At 54.4% G+C, this 16634-nt stretch carries 17 protein-coding genes and 1 tRNA gene; 9 read left to right on the plus strand and 9 right to left on the minus strand.

What is annotated here, in order from left to right; genetic code table 11:
• Positions 1-22: 22 nt before the first annotated feature.
• The 4 genes from ACJAXR_RS13500 to msrB all read right to left on the minus strand — a co-directional run bounded on the left by ACJAXR_RS13500 (position 23) and on the right by msrB (position 2026).
• Positions 23-202, minus strand: a complete 180-nt coding sequence (locus tag ACJAXR_RS13500) for a hypothetical protein (RefSeq protein WP_415058798.1) — start codon at positions 200-202, stop codon at positions 23-25.
• Between the two features lie 103 nt (positions 203-305).
• Entirely contained in the window at positions 306-785 is a 480-nt protein-coding gene (locus tag ACJAXR_RS13505; protein WP_415058799.1) for an FKBP-type peptidyl-prolyl cis-trans isomerase, read from the minus strand.
• 93 nt (positions 786-878) lie between these two features.
• Positions 879-1505 (minus strand): peptide-methionine (S)-S-oxide reductase MsrA, encoded by a 627-nt coding sequence (gene msrA, locus ACJAXR_RS13510; RefSeq protein ID WP_415058800.1) that lies wholly within the window; start codon positions 1503-1505, stop codon positions 879-881.
• Positions 1502-2026, minus strand: a complete 525-nt coding sequence (gene msrB, locus ACJAXR_RS13515) for a peptide-methionine (R)-S-oxide reductase MsrB (RefSeq protein ID WP_415058801.1) — start codon at positions 2024-2026, stop codon at positions 1502-1504. Before msrB ends, msrA begins: the two co-directional genes overlap by 4 nt.
• A 196-nt stretch (positions 2027-2222) precedes the next feature.
• On the opposite strand from msrB, the gene ACJAXR_RS13520 reads away from it, so the two are divergent.
• Together ACJAXR_RS13520 and ACJAXR_RS13525 are read left to right on the plus strand one after the other, a co-directional pair.
• Entirely contained in the window at positions 2223-3485 is a 1263-nt protein-coding gene (locus ACJAXR_RS13520; RefSeq protein WP_415058802.1) for a serine hydrolase domain-containing protein, read from the plus strand.
• Between the two features lie 57 nt (positions 3486-3542).
• Complete coding sequence (locus ACJAXR_RS13525) at positions 3543-3911, plus strand: VOC family protein (protein ID WP_415058803.1); 369 nt, start codon at positions 3543-3545, stop codon at positions 3909-3911.
• A gap of 50 nt (positions 3912-3961) precedes the next feature.
• Here the strand turns inward: ACJAXR_RS13525 and ACJAXR_RS13530 are convergent, their stop codons facing one another.
• Complete coding sequence (locus ACJAXR_RS13530; RefSeq protein WP_415058804.1) at positions 3962-5089, minus strand: ABC transporter ATP-binding protein; 1128 nt, start codon at positions 5087-5089, stop codon at positions 3962-3964.
• Between the two features lie 13 nt (positions 5090-5102).
• On the minus strand, positions 5103-6008 hold the full coding sequence (gene argF / locus ACJAXR_RS13535) for an ornithine carbamoyltransferase (protein ID WP_415058805.1): 906 nt from the start codon (positions 6006-6008) through the stop codon (positions 5103-5105).
• A gap of 262 nt (positions 6009-6270) precedes the next feature.
• Here argF and ACJAXR_RS13540 point away from each other — a divergent pair, with 262 nt between their 5' ends.
• The 3 genes from ACJAXR_RS13540 to ACJAXR_RS13550 all read left to right on the plus strand — a co-directional run bounded on the left by ACJAXR_RS13540 (position 6271) and on the right by ACJAXR_RS13550 (position 11121).
• Positions 6271-8361 carry a molybdopterin oxidoreductase family protein gene (locus ACJAXR_RS13540; protein WP_415058806.1) on the plus strand — a complete coding sequence of 697 codons (2091 nt, stop codon included), beginning with the start codon at positions 6271-6273 and terminating at the stop codon, positions 8359-8361.
• 88 nt (positions 8362-8449) lie between these two features.
• Positions 8450-8788: a Grx4 family monothiol glutaredoxin gene (gene grxD, locus ACJAXR_RS13545; protein ID WP_415058807.1), complete on the plus strand. Its 339-nt coding sequence runs from the start codon at positions 8450-8452 to the stop codon at positions 8786-8788.
• Between the two features lie 185 nt (positions 8789-8973).
• Positions 8974-11121 carry a TonB-dependent receptor family protein gene (locus tag ACJAXR_RS13550; protein WP_415058808.1) on the plus strand — a complete coding sequence of 716 codons (2148 nt, stop codon included), beginning with the start codon at positions 8974-8976 and terminating at the stop codon, positions 11119-11121.
• A 71-nt stretch (positions 11122-11192) separates the two neighbouring features.
• On the opposite strand, the gene glp is transcribed toward ACJAXR_RS13550, so the two are convergent.
• Both glp and moaB read right to left on the minus strand, forming a co-directional pair.
• On the minus strand, positions 11193-12401 hold the full coding sequence (gene glp / locus ACJAXR_RS13555; RefSeq protein WP_415058809.1) for a gephyrin-like molybdotransferase Glp: 1209 nt from the start codon (positions 12399-12401) through the stop codon (positions 11193-11195).
• Positions 12398-12934 carry a molybdenum cofactor biosynthesis protein B gene (gene moaB / locus ACJAXR_RS13560; protein ID WP_415058810.1) on the minus strand — a complete coding sequence of 179 codons (537 nt, stop codon included), beginning with the start codon at positions 12932-12934 and terminating at the stop codon, positions 12398-12400. The genes glp and moaB overlap by 4 nt, the downstream gene beginning before the upstream one ends.
• 69 nt (positions 12935-13003) lie before the next feature.
• Between moaB and mobA the strand changes: the two genes are divergently transcribed.
• Together mobA and ACJAXR_RS13570 are read left to right on the plus strand one after the other, a co-directional pair.
• A complete protein-coding gene (mobA, locus tag ACJAXR_RS13565; protein WP_415058811.1) occupies positions 13004-13591 on the plus strand; it encodes a molybdenum cofactor guanylyltransferase MobA in 588 nt (195 codons plus the stop codon).
• A gap of 77 nt (positions 13592-13668) precedes the next feature.
• Positions 13669-13745: transfer RNA gene (locus ACJAXR_RS13570), tRNA-Pro, on the plus strand.
• Positions 13746-13927: 182 nt separating this feature from the next.
• Here ACJAXR_RS13570 and ACJAXR_RS13575 read toward each other — a convergent pair.
• Positions 13928-14725: an SDR family NAD(P)-dependent oxidoreductase gene (locus tag ACJAXR_RS13575; RefSeq protein ID WP_415058812.1), complete on the minus strand. Its 798-nt coding sequence runs from the start codon at positions 14723-14725 to the stop codon at positions 13928-13930.
• Between the two features lie 350 nt (positions 14726-15075).
• Between ACJAXR_RS13575 and ACJAXR_RS13580 the strand changes: the two genes are divergently transcribed.
• Positions 15076-15966 carry an ion transporter gene (locus ACJAXR_RS13580; protein WP_415058813.1) on the plus strand — a complete coding sequence of 297 codons (891 nt, stop codon included), beginning with the start codon at positions 15076-15078 and terminating at the stop codon, positions 15964-15966.
• A 201-nt stretch (positions 15967-16167) separates the two neighbouring features.
• Positions 16168-16539: a MerR family transcriptional regulator gene (locus ACJAXR_RS13585; RefSeq protein WP_415058814.1), complete on the plus strand. Its 372-nt coding sequence runs from the start codon at positions 16168-16170 to the stop codon at positions 16537-16539.
• Positions 16540-16634 lie beyond the last annotated feature (95 nt).

Consider the following 16634-nt stretch of genomic DNA (forward strand, 5'->3'; position numbering starts at 1 on the left):
AACCAGGCATGCGCCTGGCAGGTTATTTGGCTGCGGGACGACCTGGGCGGGGCGCGCCGTAAACTTGACCGCTTTTACCGTTGGGGATCTTTTGGATTTCACCGCCGGAGGCGAGAAACGCGTCGATCTGATTATCGATAGATGTGCTTGTGGCGACTGCTGCGTCGGCCTTGCGCTTGCTTGGGGCGGTTTTGGCTGCCATAAATACCTGCCTGGAGAAAAGTAGGCGCTCATATTACACTTTTTTCTTGCATTTCGCTAAGCAATTGTTTAGCACTCGGCTCACCCCCAAGCCTTATGGACGCTCAGTGCTGATGACCACCCTCACCGTGTGCGTGCCCATGGGCTATTTCTTCTTCACTGGCTTCACGCACCGAGAGGATATCGACATCAAACGTGAGGTCCTTGCCAGCGAGGGGATGGTTGCGATCTACCTCTGCTTGGGAAAGACCCACCTTGACGACTGTGACCTGACGCTGACCTTCTTCGGTCTGAATAATCGCAACCATGCCGGGTTTCCACTTTTTTGCACCTTGAAGGTGTTTAACCTGAACCTTCTGCACCGCATTGTCCTCGCGGGGACCGTAGGCCTTGTCGACGGGCAGTTCGACTCTGAACGTTTCACCGGCTTCATGGCCAGCCAGTGCTTCGACCAAACCATCGATTAGCCCGGGTTGGCCGTGCATGTAGAGTACAGGCTGGTGGTTGTGCGAGCTCTCGAGTACGCCTGTGGCGTCGGAAAGGGTGTAGTGAAACTGAACAACGGTATTTTCGGCGATCTGCATTGCTTGGTATCTGCTCGGGCTGTGGAGTATTAACCGAACATTATCACCGCCAGCGTGGAATTTTTCCAACCCGCAACCCAAAAGCGTTCGGTGTTACTTGCGAGCAGCACCCCAGAGTTCATTCAGGCGTCCGTCGCGGCCACAGGATGTTCTATAGTATTTGTAGCGCAGAGGATTTTTCTGATAGTAGTTCTGGTGATAATCCTCTGCAGCATAAAATGCAGTTTGCGGCAGGATATCGGTCACAATCGGTTTTTTAAGTCTGCCAGAATCCAGCAAGGCCTGATGAGAAGCCTCGATGGCGCGCTTCTGTTTCTCGTCCGCGTAGAACAAAGCGGTGCGGTATTGTGCTCCACGATCACAGAACTGGCCGCCGCCGTCTACTGGATCGACGCTAGGCCAGAAGGCCTCGACTAGAGTACTGAAATTGGTCTTTTCAGGGTTATAAAATACCGCAACAGCTTCAATATGCTCGGTCAGGCCAGAGGAGACGTCTTGGTAGTTGGCTGTCTCTGCGTCACCTGCAATATAGCCGGAGACCGTTTCTAGTACCCCGGTGACCTTGTCGAAATCGGCCTCAGTACACCAGAAGCAGCCGCCAGCAAAAACGGCCATTTCCGTACCGGCTGGACCTTGCTCCAAAGGCTCATTGGCGAAAGCAGCTTGTTGCCCGAGTAGCAGGGTCATTAGAAGGCCCATTAAAGCTGTACTGATATTCATCCTCGAAGCTCCGGCAGGACGTCACCTTGCGGGATAAAACTGAGCGCAACACCGTTGTTGCACCAGCGTTCACCCCGTGGGGGTGGCCCGTCGTTGAATACATGACCCTGGTGGCCGCTGCATCGTGCACAGTGATACTCGGTACGTGGCCAGATCATGCTGTAATCCTGCTTGGTATTCATGTGGCCCTCAATAGGTCGGGTAAAGCTGGGCCAGCCGGTTCCACTATCGAATTTGTCCGCGCTGTCGAAGAGCGGTAGACGGCAGGCTGCGCATACATAAGTACCCGGCTCATAGATCTTGTCGAGCGGGCTGGTTCCGGGGCGCTCTGTGCTCTCTTCAAAAAGTACATCGAAGGCCTCATCGGATACTTTGTCACTCCAATAAATATCGGGTCTATCCAGGGGTGTCAATTGCATGTTCCGCGCCTTGTTATCGGGTGTTTGGGCCAGCGCGGTACGCGCCAGCAACGGAAACGCCGGCAATATCAAAATGCTGGCCAGAAGAGTTCTACGATTCATGGGATGTCCTGTTTAAGGATTTACATAGAGAGTAGTTGCCCCTGGGCCCTTTACAAAGTAAAGGATCATTTCAGGAGGTGTAGTAATTGTTTCTGACCATATGCCGATTCAGCAATTAGCTATATCTGCGTACATTTTGCGAATATGATCCACGGCGGCTGTCAAAAATAAAAATTGTTTATTTCTTGAGGTTCCGATGACACATCGTTTTTTGCACAAAAAAATGCTGCTTTCCGTTGTATGTCTCACCATTAGCATGGTGCTATTTGCCGGGCCTTCGTCGGCGCAGGAACACAGTGATGAGCGCTATCTGATATCTACGCCGCGACTGCAGCTGCTGGGACAGGCTTTAAATGCCCAGGTTGCCGAAAAGAAGTTGTCCGGTATTTCAACTCTGATCTGGCAGGCGGACAAAGTCGTATATCGGGATCAGGTAGGATTGCAGAACATCGCTGAGCAAAAACCGCACACAGATGACACTATCTACAAGATTTTCTCTTTGACTAAACCGATTACCGGCACGGCTCTGTTGATGCTGTATGAAGAGGGCCATTTTGAACTCGACGACCCGGTCGGCCAGTATCTGCCTGAGCTTGCGAATCTGCGGGTTGAGATCCCTGCTGGTCCCGACGGTAAATTGCGCACGGTTGCAGCAGAGCATGCCGTGACCATCCGTGAGCTGATGACGCACACTGCGGGCTTTACCTATGGTCGTTTCTCCGAGTCACAAGCTGATACGCTCTATGTCGAAGTCGACCTGCAGAACCGGGATACAACACTCGCCGACATGGTCACCAGACTAGGTGATATTCCGCTACGCCAGCAGCCGGGTACGCGGTGGCATTACAGTGTGGCGGTAGATATTCAGGCACGTCTTGTCGAAGTCTTCTCCGAAATGCCTTTTGATGAGTTCCTCAACAAGCGTATTTTCACCCCTTTGGCGATGGTCGATACGGGATTTTTTGTACCCGTGGACAAGCAAGACCGACTGGCGGTGTCCTATACGCCTACCGAGGATGGATTGAAGCCCTATTCAAACGCTCCTTGGTTAAGCAAGCCAGCTTTTTTGAACGGCGGAGGGGGGCTGGTTTCAACGATGGATGATTACCTGCGTTTTGCCCGTATGCTGCTTAATGAGGGCGAACTTGATGGCGTCCGACTGCTCAAGCCCGAGACGGTTCAGATGATGCGCAGTAATCAGCTACCTCAAGGAGTCGACGGGCCCGACTGGGCACCTGGTAACCTGTTTGGTCTTAATGTTGCGGTAGTCAACGACAGCGAGAAAGCGTATTACCTACCGACTGATACGTATTGGTGGTGGGGTATTCACGGCCCGTGGGTGTGGATCGATCCGGCCAACCAGATCATTGTGCTTGGCATGATGCAGAACACGGATTATCGGCATTCACGCGTTGTTCATGCCACAGTCAGTAGTATTCTCTACCGCCCTGCGCCCTGAAGTATTAATTGCCGGACAGCTATTTCGCTGGCTGGATTTTCGAGAAGAGGAACAAACATGATTGGTTACGTCACGATAGGCACCCGCGATATTGAAAAAGCTAAAGCCTTTTATGTCGATTTATTGTCAGGCATGGGGGCTAAAGTACTCATGGATATCGGCCGGCTGGCGATGATCGGTCCGGGTCTCGACAAGCCGATGTTGGCTGTATGTACCCCCTATGACAATGAATCGCCGGCTCCGGGTAATGGCAATATGTTTGCTATTCCGGCCGGGTCGAAAGAAGCCGTGGACCAGCTCTATCACAAAGCCATTGCCCTGGGAGCGACTGATGCAGGAGAGCCTGGTGCACGGATGCCCACGTTTTATGGCGCTTACCTGCGTGACCTAGACGGAAACAAACTGGCTTTCTTTCATATGGGCTGAGCGGAAGAAGGCAGATCGGTCCCGGCATAGATTGGTCGCGCAGGCAGCGGTTATCGCTCGGCGTTTTCTGAGGAAGTGATGTCGAGCATTTGTTCCAGAGGCAGTTGGGCATGTACGTTTACACTTCCCTGGGCGGGAAATATCACCAGATGGTCAGCGGCAATACGTATACCGACAGTTTGCCCCGGTGGATGGTCATCGTGGCTGGGAAAGATTGCCTCGAGAATACTGCCCGTAGGTAGCTGCAGACGGTAGAGTGTGGTCGCTCCAAGGAATGTCTTGCCGATGATAATCGCCTTCAAATCACTGTTTTCCTGAAGCACGATATCATCCGGTCGAAGTAACACATCCACCGCGCTGCCGACTTGCAGCTTGTATGCACGATTGCCTTGGATGACTCCTAGTTCCGTTTGTACAGTATCTGGCGAGATCAACTGGCCACGAATGAAGTAGCCCTGCCCGATGAAGCTGGCCACAAAAGGTGTGGCGGGCTCGTGATAAAGGTTGAACGGTGAATCCCACTGTTGCAGTCTTCCTTCGCGCAGGACGCCGACATGGTCGCTGACAGCGAACGCTTCGTTCTGGTCGTGGGTTACCAGTAACGCGCTGGTGCCACGCTGTTTGAGTATCTCGCGGACTTCTCCCGAAAGCCTGCGTCGCAGTTCACCGTCCAGGTTTGAGAAGGGCTCATCCAGCAGTAGTAGCTTGGGATCAGGTGCGAGCGCACGTGCCAGTGCCACCCGCTGTTGTTGGCCACCCGAGAGTTCATGGGGATAGCGCTTGCCTAGCTGGGAAAGCTTCACAAGGTCGAGAAGCTCCTCGACAATCCGCTTGCGCCGGGGATGTCGATTGATGCCGAAGGCTACATTGTCTTGTACGGTTAGATGTGGAAACAATGCATAGTCTTGAAAGACCATGCCAATACGCCGCTGCTCTGGCGGCGTGCGCTTGATCGGGCTGGACAGGCGTTCTCCATCCAGCAGGATTTCACCGGCAGTGATCGGTTCGAAGCCGGCAATGGCGCGCAGAATGGTCGTTTTGCCACATCCTGAGGGGCCAAGCAGGCAGCCGATATCACCTATGCGCAGATTGATATCGAGCTCGCTTACAACTGGATGGTCGCCGTATCCGCAGGCCAACTGGTTCAGCTCCAGAACGATGCTGTGAGTGTCAGGCATGGTGACTCCTCGATCAGTCGGCTAGCAGAAATTCTACCAGTGCTTTTTGTGCGTGCAGACGATTTTCCGCCTGGTCCCAGACTACGCTGCGTGAGTCTTCCATGACTTCATTGTTGACCTCTTCGCCGCGATGGGCGGGCAAGCAATGCATGAACAGCACCGACTCGTCAGCATGATCAAGCATGGCTGGTGTGACCTGATAGGGGGCAAACCGCTTGAGTCGTGCTTCAGCTTCGTCTTCCTGGCCCATTGAAGCCCACACGTCGGTGTTCACCAGGTGCGCTCCAGCGACTGCTTCAAGTGGATCATGCGTCAAAAAAACCCTTTCGCCAGCCTGATCAAGGAGTGCCTGATCTGGCTCGTAGCCTTTGGGGCACGCGATACGCAGGTTGAAATCGAACTGAATCGCCGCCTGGATGAATGTGTTGCACATATTGTTGCCATCGCCGACCCAGGCGACGGTCTTGCCTTGGATGCTGCCGCGATACTCCAGGTAGGTTTGCATGTCAGCCAGCAGTTGGCACGGATGCAGGTCATCGCTCAGGCCGTTGATAACCGGTACCCGGGAATACTGAGCGAAGGTTTCAAGGTCTTGGTGGGCAAAGGTGCGGATCATCACGGCGTCGCACATGCTGGACAACACACGGGCGCTGTCTTCAATCGGTTCTCCGCGACCCAGTTGGGTATCACGCGGTGACAGGAAAATGGCCTGGCCGCCAAGCTGGATCATGCCAGCCTCGAAAGAGACACGGGTCCGTGTCGAAGCTTTCTCAAAGATCATGGCTAATACACGGTTCTTCAACGGCTCGTAGATGACGCCCTGCTGGTGCAGCGCCTTGAGTTCGACGCCTCGCTTTATCAGCCCGACCAACTCGGCCTGGGAGCAGTCCATCAACGAAAGAAAGTGCCGTACAGTCATGTTTACTACCCGAAAAGTGGTCGGTCAGAAGCTGGAAACAGAGAGGCCTACCGTGACCCGAGGGCCCGATTCAAGCCATACCCGAAAGAGAGAAGTAGACGATTTTATCGGTAAAATCCGCTGGAAGGCAAATGCCCTGCAGGTGCGTGCGCAGGCTGCCGTTGATCAGAGCAATGAATGCCGGCGTATTTTGCCTCTTGTCGGCTCCCCCTGTGCAGCCTAAAGTTGAATGCTAAAAATAGTTACCTATAGAGACATCGCCATGCCTGTTACCCATTTCCGTGCCTGCCACCTGTGCGAAGCCATCTGTGGCTTGGCCATCGAAACCGAAGGTAATCGTATCCTGTCCATAAAGGGCGATGCTCAGGATACGTTTAGTCGGGGGCATATATGCCCCAAGGCAATTGCGCTACAGGATATACAGGATGACCCGCAGCGCTTGCGCATGCCGGTAAAAAGAGTGGGTGATCGCTGGGAACAGATCGGCTGGGAGGAGGCCTTCGAGCTAGTGGCAGGCCGCTTGGCTGCTATTCAAACTGCTCATGGGCGCAACGCCGTAGGGGTATACATGGGCAATCCCAATGTCCACAACTACGGATCGATGACACACGGTAATTATTTCCTGGGACAATTACGCACTCGTCAACGCTACTCTGCGACCTCTGTGGATCAGTTGCCGCACCATCTTGTGTCATTGTGGATGTACGGTCACATGCTTGCCATTCCGATCCCAGATATTGACCATACGGATTTCTTCCTTATGCTGGGAGCCAATCCGATGGCCTCCAACGGCAGCATCATGACCGTGCCGGATGTAGGTAAGCGGATTAAAGCGCTAAAGGCCCGCGGTGGCAAACTGGTAGTGGTTGATCCGCGGCGTAGCGAAACCGCGGAGCAAGCCTCTGAACATCTGTTTATCCAGCCTGGCACTGATGCAGCACTCTTACTTGCGTTGCTTAACACGCTCTTTGATGAGGAGCTGGTTAGAAACAGCCCTGCGCTGGAGGCTACTATTGGCCTAGAAGAGGTTAAAAGTGCAGTTGCCTCCTTCAGTGCCGAATCAATGGCCAAGCATTGTGGCATTGATGCTGAAAAAATCCGGCAACTGGCACGGGATTTCGCTGGGGCGGAGCGGGCGGTCTGCTATGGCCGCATGGGCGTATCGGTGCAGCGCTATGGCACTTTGTGTCAATGGCTCATTCAGATCATCAACCTGGTCACCGGCAATCTTGATCAGCCAGGCGGCGCTCTGTGCACCGAGCCTGCATTTGATGTCATCGGAGGCAAGCCGGGGCATTTCGACCAATGGCGTAGCCGGGTGTCCAATCTGCCCGAGTTCAACGGCGAACTGCCGGTTGCGGCGTTGGCCGAGGAAATTCTTACACCCGGTGAGGGTCAGATTCGCGCGCTCTTTACCTCGGCCGGTAATCCTGTACTGTCCACGCCCAACGGCCGCCAACTTGACCGGGCGCTGGAAGGTCTGGAATTCATGGTCAGCGTAGACCTGTACATCAACGAGACAACCCGCCACGCGGACGTCATTCTGCCGCCCACGTCGTCGCTCGAGCACGATCATTACGACATTACCTTCAATACCTTTGCGATCCGTAATGTGACTCGAATCAACCAGCCGGTCTTCGCCAAACCAGAAGGCACTTTGCATGACTGGGAAATTTTTGTCGGTCTGGGTCAGGTGTTCTCTCGCATCACTGGGCAGGAACCGCGTTTGACAATGCCCCCCGCCAAAATGATTGATGCCGGTTTGCGTGCGGGTCCTTATGGCGACCGGCTCAATATGGATGTGCTTGAGCAGAACCCGCACGGTATCGATTTGGGACCACTCAAACCCAATCTGCTGAGTCGTCTCAGAACCGAAAGCAAGCAAATAGAATGTGCCCCACCGCTCATTCTCCAAGATTTGCAGCGTTTTGCAGCGGATATCGATCAGTTGCGCCCGCGCGACGGTGAGCTGCGGCTGATAGGTCGTCGCCACGTACGAAGCAATAATTCATGGATGCACAACTACCAGCGTCTGGTTAAGGGTAAGCCCCGGAACCAGTTGATGATGCACCCGGACGACCTTGCTCGGCGTGGTCTGGTCGATGGCCAGGAGGTCGTTGTGCGTTCGCGAGTCGGTGAGGTCACGGTGGCGGTGACTGCTACCGACGAGATGCTCTCGGGGGTAGTCAGTCTGCCCCATGGCTGGGGCCATAATCGCCCGGGCACCGAACAGGATACGGCCACACGCAATGCTGGCGTCAGCGCCAATGATCTGACCGATGAGCGATTTCTGGATCCGGTCACGGGCAACGCCGCGCTAAACGGCGTCAGTGTTGAGGTAGTAGCCGCGTGAGGCGTGTGAGTATTTAAGGCCGGCTTAATGCGCTACAATAGCGTTATTTGCAGGCCCCTCCGCCTCCATTAGCTACAAAGGAAAAACCATGGAAACCTTAGACACCATCAAAGAACAGATCGGTAAAAACCCGGTTCTCATTTACATGAAAGGTGCACCCAATGCGCCCCAGTGCGGTTTTTCCGCTCGTGCCGTTCAGGCGTTGATGGCCTGCGGCGAAAAATTCGCCTATGTGGATATTCTGCAGAACCCCGATATCCGCACCGAGTTGCCCAAGTACGCCAACTGGCCTACTTTTCCCCAGCTATGGGTAGGCGGCGAACTGGTGGGCGGTAGCGACATCATCAGCGAACTTCACGAGTCTGGTGAGTTGGCCACCATGATCAAGGCAGTCGCCAGCTCGGCAGAGCAACAGCAGCCCGAATAACATCACCTGCTATGACCCGCGCCCGTGCGAAATCTGCGGCGCGGGTTTTTTTTTGCCTTTTTGGCACGGTAAGGAGCGCATCGAACACTGATTATCTTTTTATGCGCATAGTTGTTGATAATCATTATCATTATTATTAACATGCCCCTGCCAACAAATTTATCAGTCAGTGGGGAATTAAAAAGATGAATAAAGAACAAGGGCTTCGTTTGAGCGCGGCTGCCATCGCTGTGTGCATGTCATTGCCGGCAATGGCGGAAGAGCAGGCTTTGAGACTGGGCGCCAGCGAGATCATTGGCAGCAAGCAAAAAGCATTGCAATTGCCGGGTTCGGGTACTGTTCTGACCCAGGAGGACCTGGACGAATTCAAGTTCACGGACATCAATCGAATCTTGGCTGACGTCCCCGGTGTGTATGTGCGCAGCGAAGAGGGCTATGGTTTGCGGCCGAATATCGGTATTCGGGGCACCACCAATGAGCGGTCCCAGCGCATCACGCTGATGGAGGACGGTATCCTTGTCGCACCAGCGCCATATGCGGCTCCAGCAGCCTACTATTTCCCCACTGTGGGCCGTATCGCAGGTGTCGAAGTGCTAAAAGGCCCTGCGGCTATCGCCAACGGTCCATACACCATAGCGGGCGCCATCAATCTGCTTTCCACGCCTATTCCGGTCAAACCCTTTGGTGGTCGTATCGTGCAGGAGCTGGGCGAAGACAGCAGCTTCCGTACCCACGCCAACGTTGGCGGGTCGAGCACCCATTTTGGCTGGTTGGTTGAAGGCCACAAGCAAGCCACCGACGGTTTCAGCGAGATTGATAACGCTTCGGACCAAACTGGTTTCGATAAGGAAGACATGCTGGTCAAGTTGCGCCTGAACTCCGATCCCAGTGCTGAAATTTATCATCAGGTCGACCTGAAGCTGCAGCGCGCCACGGAAAATTCTGATCAGACTTATGTCGGCCTGACCGATCGGGACTTCAAGGCAGATAGTAATCGACGTTACGGGCTGACCCGCCAGGACAACATGGATAACGAGCTGGAAAGCTTCACCCTTGGCTACTTGCTTGATACCGGCTCCTTCAGTCTGCTGACCCAGGGTTACTATCAGGATTACACGCGGAACTGGTACAAGGTCGACAAAATTGCCGGCCAGAGCGCCAGCAAGGCTTTCGACTGTGCCAACGCGGGCGTCAATTGTGACGGTGGACTAGCCAGTCAGGGCAATGCTCAGGCGATTCTTGAGGGGAGTGCAGCGGCAGGGGTCAATGTTAAGGCTAACAATCGACTGTATAACTCCCAGGGCATCCAAACCCGGTTTAATACCGATCTGGCTTGGGGGACGATTCAACATGGCGTCGAAATCGGGGCGCGCTACCACGAGGATGAGGAAGTCCGTGATCAGTATGTTGATACTTATCAGCAGGACGTCGACGGCAGTTTCATCTTCACCGGCGTGCGTACACCGGAAGCTAAGCGCAGCAAGACGGCCAAGGCCTACTCTCTCTATCTTACCGACGAGATTGGTCTGGACCGTCTGACGCTGACACCGGGTGTGCGTCTGGAGGATTATCGCATTGGCGACAACTCCGACGAGCGTGAGGTGATGTTCGGCCTGGGCGGACATTACCAGCTGAACGCCAATTGGGCGTTGCTGGCAGGCGTGCATGAAGGTTTCACTCCGACCAGCACTGCGGGTACCAATGCCGAGCGGGCATTGAACTCCGAAGCGGGCTTCCGTTACCTGGATGACCGTCTTTACGCCGAAGTGATCGGTTTCTACAGCGATTATGACAATCTGTTGGGTACCTGCACGGCGTCATCCGGTGCCAACTGCACCGTGGGCGACCAGTTCAATGGTGGTGAAGTGGAGATTCGGGGTCTCGAGTCTCGTTTCGAATACCAGCTGCTGCAGACAGCGGCATTCAGCCTGCCAGTCAGCCTGAGCTACACCTGGACCGACAGTGAGTTTCAAACCGGGTTCAACAACAGCTTCTTCGGGGTGGTTGAAAAGGGCGATGCAGTACCGTCGATTCCCGAGCATCAGGCAACGGTCGGGTTCGGTTATCGGGGTGCCCAGGGCTTTACCGCGGATCTGCGTACCAACTGGGTGGACGGTACCTGCACCGAAGCGACCTGTGGCCAGTTTGAGAAGGTGGACAGCTACTACACCGTTGATCTGGCTACCCGCTACGCGTTCAACGAGCAGACCGAGGTGTACGCCAACGTCATCAACCTGACCGACGAAACCGACAACATCATTGCGCGCCAGCCTTACGGCGCTCGTGGACAGGCCCCGAGGACAGCACTGGTAGGCATCAGCCATAGCTTCTGAAAACGCAACTGCCGTCACCTGTTGACGGCAGACTCTGCTCTTCAAACCCGCCTCGGCGGGTTTTTTATTCCTCAGTCGAACAGCCCTTCAAAAGGTAGAAAGGGCAGTGTCTCACCTTTGGAAACAACAGTGCCTGACGGTATGCAAACCAGTCCGCTGGCCTCGCTGGCACTACTCAATACGCCGGAACTCTGGTTGCCGGCCAACACCACATGCCCCTCTTCCAGTCGCGCACGGAGGTACTCATCCCGATTGCCCGCCCGTATCCAATCGAAACCAGATGCCACCTGCAGCATCACCGGATTGACCTCTTGCACGCCAAGCCGGCGTAACAGATAAGGTCGAACCAGCAACAGAAACGTCACCAATACAGCAGCCGGATTACCTGGTAAACCTAGTACTGGTGTGCCGGCGAAACGCGCTAAAGTGAACGGCTTACCCGGTTTGATCGCCAGCTTCCACATGGTCAACTCGCCATGATCACGCAATGTTTCGCCGAGAAAGTCAGCTTCGCCGACAGAGACTCCCCCCGAGGTTATGATGACATCGGCGCGCCCGGCGAGACTCTGCAGTCGCTTGCGGGTGGCCTCGGGATCGTCTTCGAGGATACCGGCGTCGATGACCTGTTGACCCAAGCGCTGCAGACAGCCGATCAAAGTGTAGCGATTACTGTTGAATATTTGCCCGGGCCCGAGTTCATGGCCAGGCTCGACCAGCTCGTCACCCGTGGACAGCACCGCAATCCGCAGGGGTTTGTACACCTCGACTGTGGCTAGGCCCACCGACGCAATCAGACCCAGATCCTGCGGTCTGAGCTTTAAGCCGGGCTTAAACAGGATGCTGCCCTTGCGGATGTCCTGCCCTTGAGGACGTACGTTCTGACCTTGCTTTAATATACGGGTGAAATGGACTAGTCCCTGAGGGTCGAGGGTGACATTTTCCTGCATTTCTACGGTGTCGGCGCCCCTTGGCATCGGCGCTCCGGTAAATATGCGTGCGCAGGTCCCGCGGGCCAGCGGTTGGGGTGCCATGCCCGCGGTAATGCGTTGGCTAACGGGCAGCCCAGTTTGGTTGGCCGCCGCTATATCGGCGGCATGCAAGGCATAGCCGTCCATTGCGCTGTTATCCCAGGGTGGTACATCCTGTGCCGAGTGCAGCGGTTTGGCGAGTACGCGACCAAGTACTGCCTCCAGTCGCAGGGTTTCGGTATCTGGCGGAGACTCGGCGGAAGCGCTGGTTAACAGGTGATCCAATGCCTGTGCGACGGGCATCAGGTTCATGCTCGGCTCCCGCAGAGGGTGGCGGCGGCCAAGTGCTGCACGAAATTGCAGGGGCGTGTGCGACTGTCCAACTGCTCGCGCAAAATGCGATCCCAGGCGGTTCGGCACGCGCCGGTTGATCCTGGTATACATACCACCAGCGTACGGTTGGCCAGGCCGGCCAGTGCGCGTGATTGCAGCGTTGAAGTGCCTATCTCCTGCCAGGATACGTGGCGAAATAACTCGCCAAAGCCATCGACCAGTTTATCGAGCAGCGGGTTAATGGCTTCCGGGGTACTGTCGCGTCCGGTGAAGCCCGTGCCGCCCGTAATCAACACGACTTGAATGTCCGGCCGCGCGATCCAGTCCGACACCACAGCCCGGATGCGATACACATCATCGGGATGCAATTGACGATCAGCAAGCAAATGGCCTGCAGAATGCACGCTATCAGCGAGAAACTGACCAGAGCTGTCGGTGTCGCGATTTCGGCTATCGCTAACAGTCAACACGGCAATGTTCAGCGGGGTAAATTCGGCAGTATCATGGCCCATCACGGGGTATCCTTTAACAGTTTTCGCACCCGTCGTTATAACACACAGAAGCTTGCTTGGAGGCGACCAGTGGTCCCATCAGACACGATCAGAGTAAGTGCCCTGTTACTTGCGGGGGGGCAGGGCAGCCGCCTTGGTGGGCGGGACAAGGGCCTCATGCCATGGCAGGGTCGGCCGATCGCCGCCCACTTGGCGGCTCAATCAAGAAAAGTCGCCCACGAGTTACTCATCAGCTGTAACCGTAATCAGGCTGTGTACCAGCAATGGGCAGATCAATTGGTCGGCGACGACGAGCCCGGTTTTCCCGGACCACTCATGGGCATACTCGCCGGACTGCAAGCCTGCGCCGGCTCACATCTCTTAGTGCTTCCTTGTGACTTGCCGTGGCTGGATTCCGCATTGCTTGAGTTGTTGCGCGACCAGGCGCAGAGCCAGCCGGGACGTCCTTGTCTGGTGCGTGCCGGAGAGCAGTGGCAGCCCCTTCTGACAGTAATTCCCAAAGCGTTATTGCCTGCATTGCAGACTGCTTGGATTGAAGGCCAGCGTAGCCCGTTGCGCTGGCTACTCAATCAGTCCCATTCTGTCGTTCAAGTGCCGTCGGGAGATTCGAGACTGCACAATGCAAACACTTTGGCTGACTGGTCTATCAATTGCTAAGCTACTGCCTATGCTGATATTTTTCCCTAGAGGGTATTGTGAAGGCCACTGTTTTGGGTAAAATGCCGACAGATCATCGGGGTGTAGCGCAGCCTGGTAGCGCGTCTCGTTCGGGACGAGAAGGTCGCTGGTTCGATTCCAGTCTCCCCGACCAATCACTCGTTTCAAACAATCTTTAAAATATCCTTAAAACCCGCCTTGTGCGGGTTTTTGTGTTTTTACTTATCCCTTTGGTGTTTTTTAAAAGAATAAGGGAGCGATACTCCCGAGCTAATTAACCATTGGTTTGATTCAGTAAAGGCCTTTGCAACATGGGCCACTATCGAATTGTTTGGCTCAAGCGGTTGCTCTGGTCAAGTGTTTCACCACCTTGGTGGCCAGATTGCGGGGGGTTATGCGCATGCTTTGGGCCATAGCCCAATTCACGAAACCGGGTATGTAGACACGTTGACCTCGCTGCATAGCTCGATACCCCGGGGCAGCAACGTCTTCTGAAGATGGCAGTTTCTTACCCTTGACCAATGCTGAGTTACCCAAGTCTGCCTTATCCTGAAAGCCCGATGCAGTGGGGCCAGGGCACAGCGCGGTGACCGTCACACCGGTATCTTCCAGCTCGGACGCAATGGCCTCCGAGAAACTAAGCACAAACGCTTTGGTCGCATAGTACACCGCCATGTAGGGGCCGGGCTGAAAGGCTGCAGTGGACGCAACATTCAAAATCTTGCCGCGGGTAGCTAACAAGTCGGGCATAAAAAGCTTGGTCAGTACGACGATCGTATTCATATTGAGTTGCATCATGGCCAACTCGAATGCAAGAGCTGAGTCCTTGAATTCGCCAAAAGCACCATATCCGGCGTTGTTGATTAAAGCACTTAGGGTGATGCCGTGGGCTTTGATGTCCGCATGCAGTCGTGTAGCGCCATCGCTGGTTTCGAGGTCTGACCCAATGACGGTGACGTTAATCGCGAACTGATTTTTAAGCGTATCTGCGAGTGTCTGCATCTTGTCCACACTGCGGGCGGCCAGCACCAAGTTGTAACCGTCCTGTGCACATTGATAGGCCAAGGCTTTGCCTATGCCCGATGACGCGCCGGTGATAAGTGCTGTTTTGGATATTGTTGAGGTCGCGGTCAAAGTGAATCTCCAGATTTATTGGATCAATCACGATATTAGAAACCCGGCACCAAAGTGCCAGGTCAAGTGGTTTGATTGCTTTTTAAATGATTTGATACCTGAAACTGTCGGACGATAGATTCATGGCCATTAGGGGGCGACCATCCTTTCTAGTAGCAGCCAGGTTGCCAAATCAATTGGCGCACCTTGCCGATGAAGTGGCAGCGATCATTGAACTACCCGACCTGGATGGGTCGCGTATGATGCAGGACGCCGAGATTTCGACGTATACTCTGTGAGCTGGAGTAACCCTGCTCTGAAGCCCACCAAACCGTTACTCTGAGGGCTTTTGCACTCAGATTGTGAGCAAAATGAATACCATCCCCCTTGAACTTCGCCAGCCTTGGCGTCAGCAGCTGGCTAACTGGTTGGAGCGGCCGCGCATCCAGTTTCTGGTAATGACGCTGATCTTGATTAATGCCGTGATCCTCGGCCTGGAAACCTCCTCAACCATGATGCAGCACTCGGGTGGACTGCTGAAACGGCTTGATCAATTCATACTTGGCCTGTTCGTGGTCGAAATTACACTGCGCTTTGTTGCCCATGGCTGGCGGTTGCTGAAGGACCCCTGGGGGTTATTCGATACGCTGGTCATCGCCATCGCACTCGTCCCCGCCAGCGGGCCGCTGGCTATACTGCGCGCCTTGCGTGTGCTGCGGATACTGCGCCTGGTATCCATTGTGCCGAGCATGAAGATCGTCGTTCAATCTTTGCTTTCGGCATTGCCTGGCATGGGAAGCATCGTCGCTTTGCTGAGCCTGGTGTTCTATGTTGCCGCTGTTATTGCCACTCAGATGTTTGGCCAGATTTTTCCTGACTGGTTTGGCACTTTGGGCGCCAGTTTGTATACGTTGTTCCAGATCATGACACTGGAAAGCTGGTCGATGGGCATTGTGCGCCCGGTTATGGAGGTCTATCCATTCGCCTGGATGTTCTTCGTTCCATTCATTCTGATAGCGACATTCATGATACTTAATCTCTTTATAGCGGTCATTGTCGATGCTATTCAGAATCAGCGTGAGCGCATAGCCGCGGCCAAGGCAGCCAAAACAGCCAAAACAGCCAATCTTGAACATGCCCTGCCAGAACCGGACCACCATGCCAGCACCCTGTCAGGGGTAAATCAGGAAGTACTTCTTAACGAAGTCCGTCAGTTGCGCGAAGAACTAAGCGCGTTGCGTTATGAACTGCGTGAGCGTTGAGCCATTGATTAAAAAGGGTCGTCAACTTTCAGTCGGGCTTGCCTGAGGTGTCTGGCGGATATCGTTTCTACTGGGTTTCTGAGAGATTGAACCACGTTGATGGGTTGCCAGGGATGGCTACAGATGTTTTGCTGTTGATCGTCGGCTGCCTGATGACGCTCTCAGGACAGTTATCATTAACACTTAGCGGGTTACTCAGAGATGTCTCCGGATCTTTCCTTACCCCTTCACCAGCCAACGCTTGGATCAATCAATAGCACTAGCACCTTGTGCAAAGCAGCCAATGTCACCCGTGGCCAGCTGCGCTTGTATGAAGATAAAGGTCTGATCACACCACAGGGTCGAACAGCAGCCGGTTATCGTCAGTACGGCGCAGAAACTCTAAACCGGCTAAAAGCCATTATGTACCTCAAAGACCTTGGTTTTACGTTAGCAGAAATTGCCATGCTCCTGTCCGATCGTGATAACGGTGAACTTGATGATAAAGCGATTCAGAAGCTTGCTAAAGGTGTGGTATCAAACATTGACAGACGCATAGCAGGGGCGGTCTCAAGGTCCAAGTGCAACACATGAGATAGAGTGTTGCCATGAAAACCTATACGCATTTGTCCACTGACGAACGCATCGCCCTGATGCTGATGCGGCATCAAGGATTAAGCCTTCGTTCA

Origin of the sequence: Halopseudomonas sp. (genome assembly GCF_047631575.1) — a bacterium.
Classification (GTDB): Bacteria; Pseudomonadota; Gammaproteobacteria; order Pseudomonadales; family Pseudomonadaceae; genus Halopseudomonas.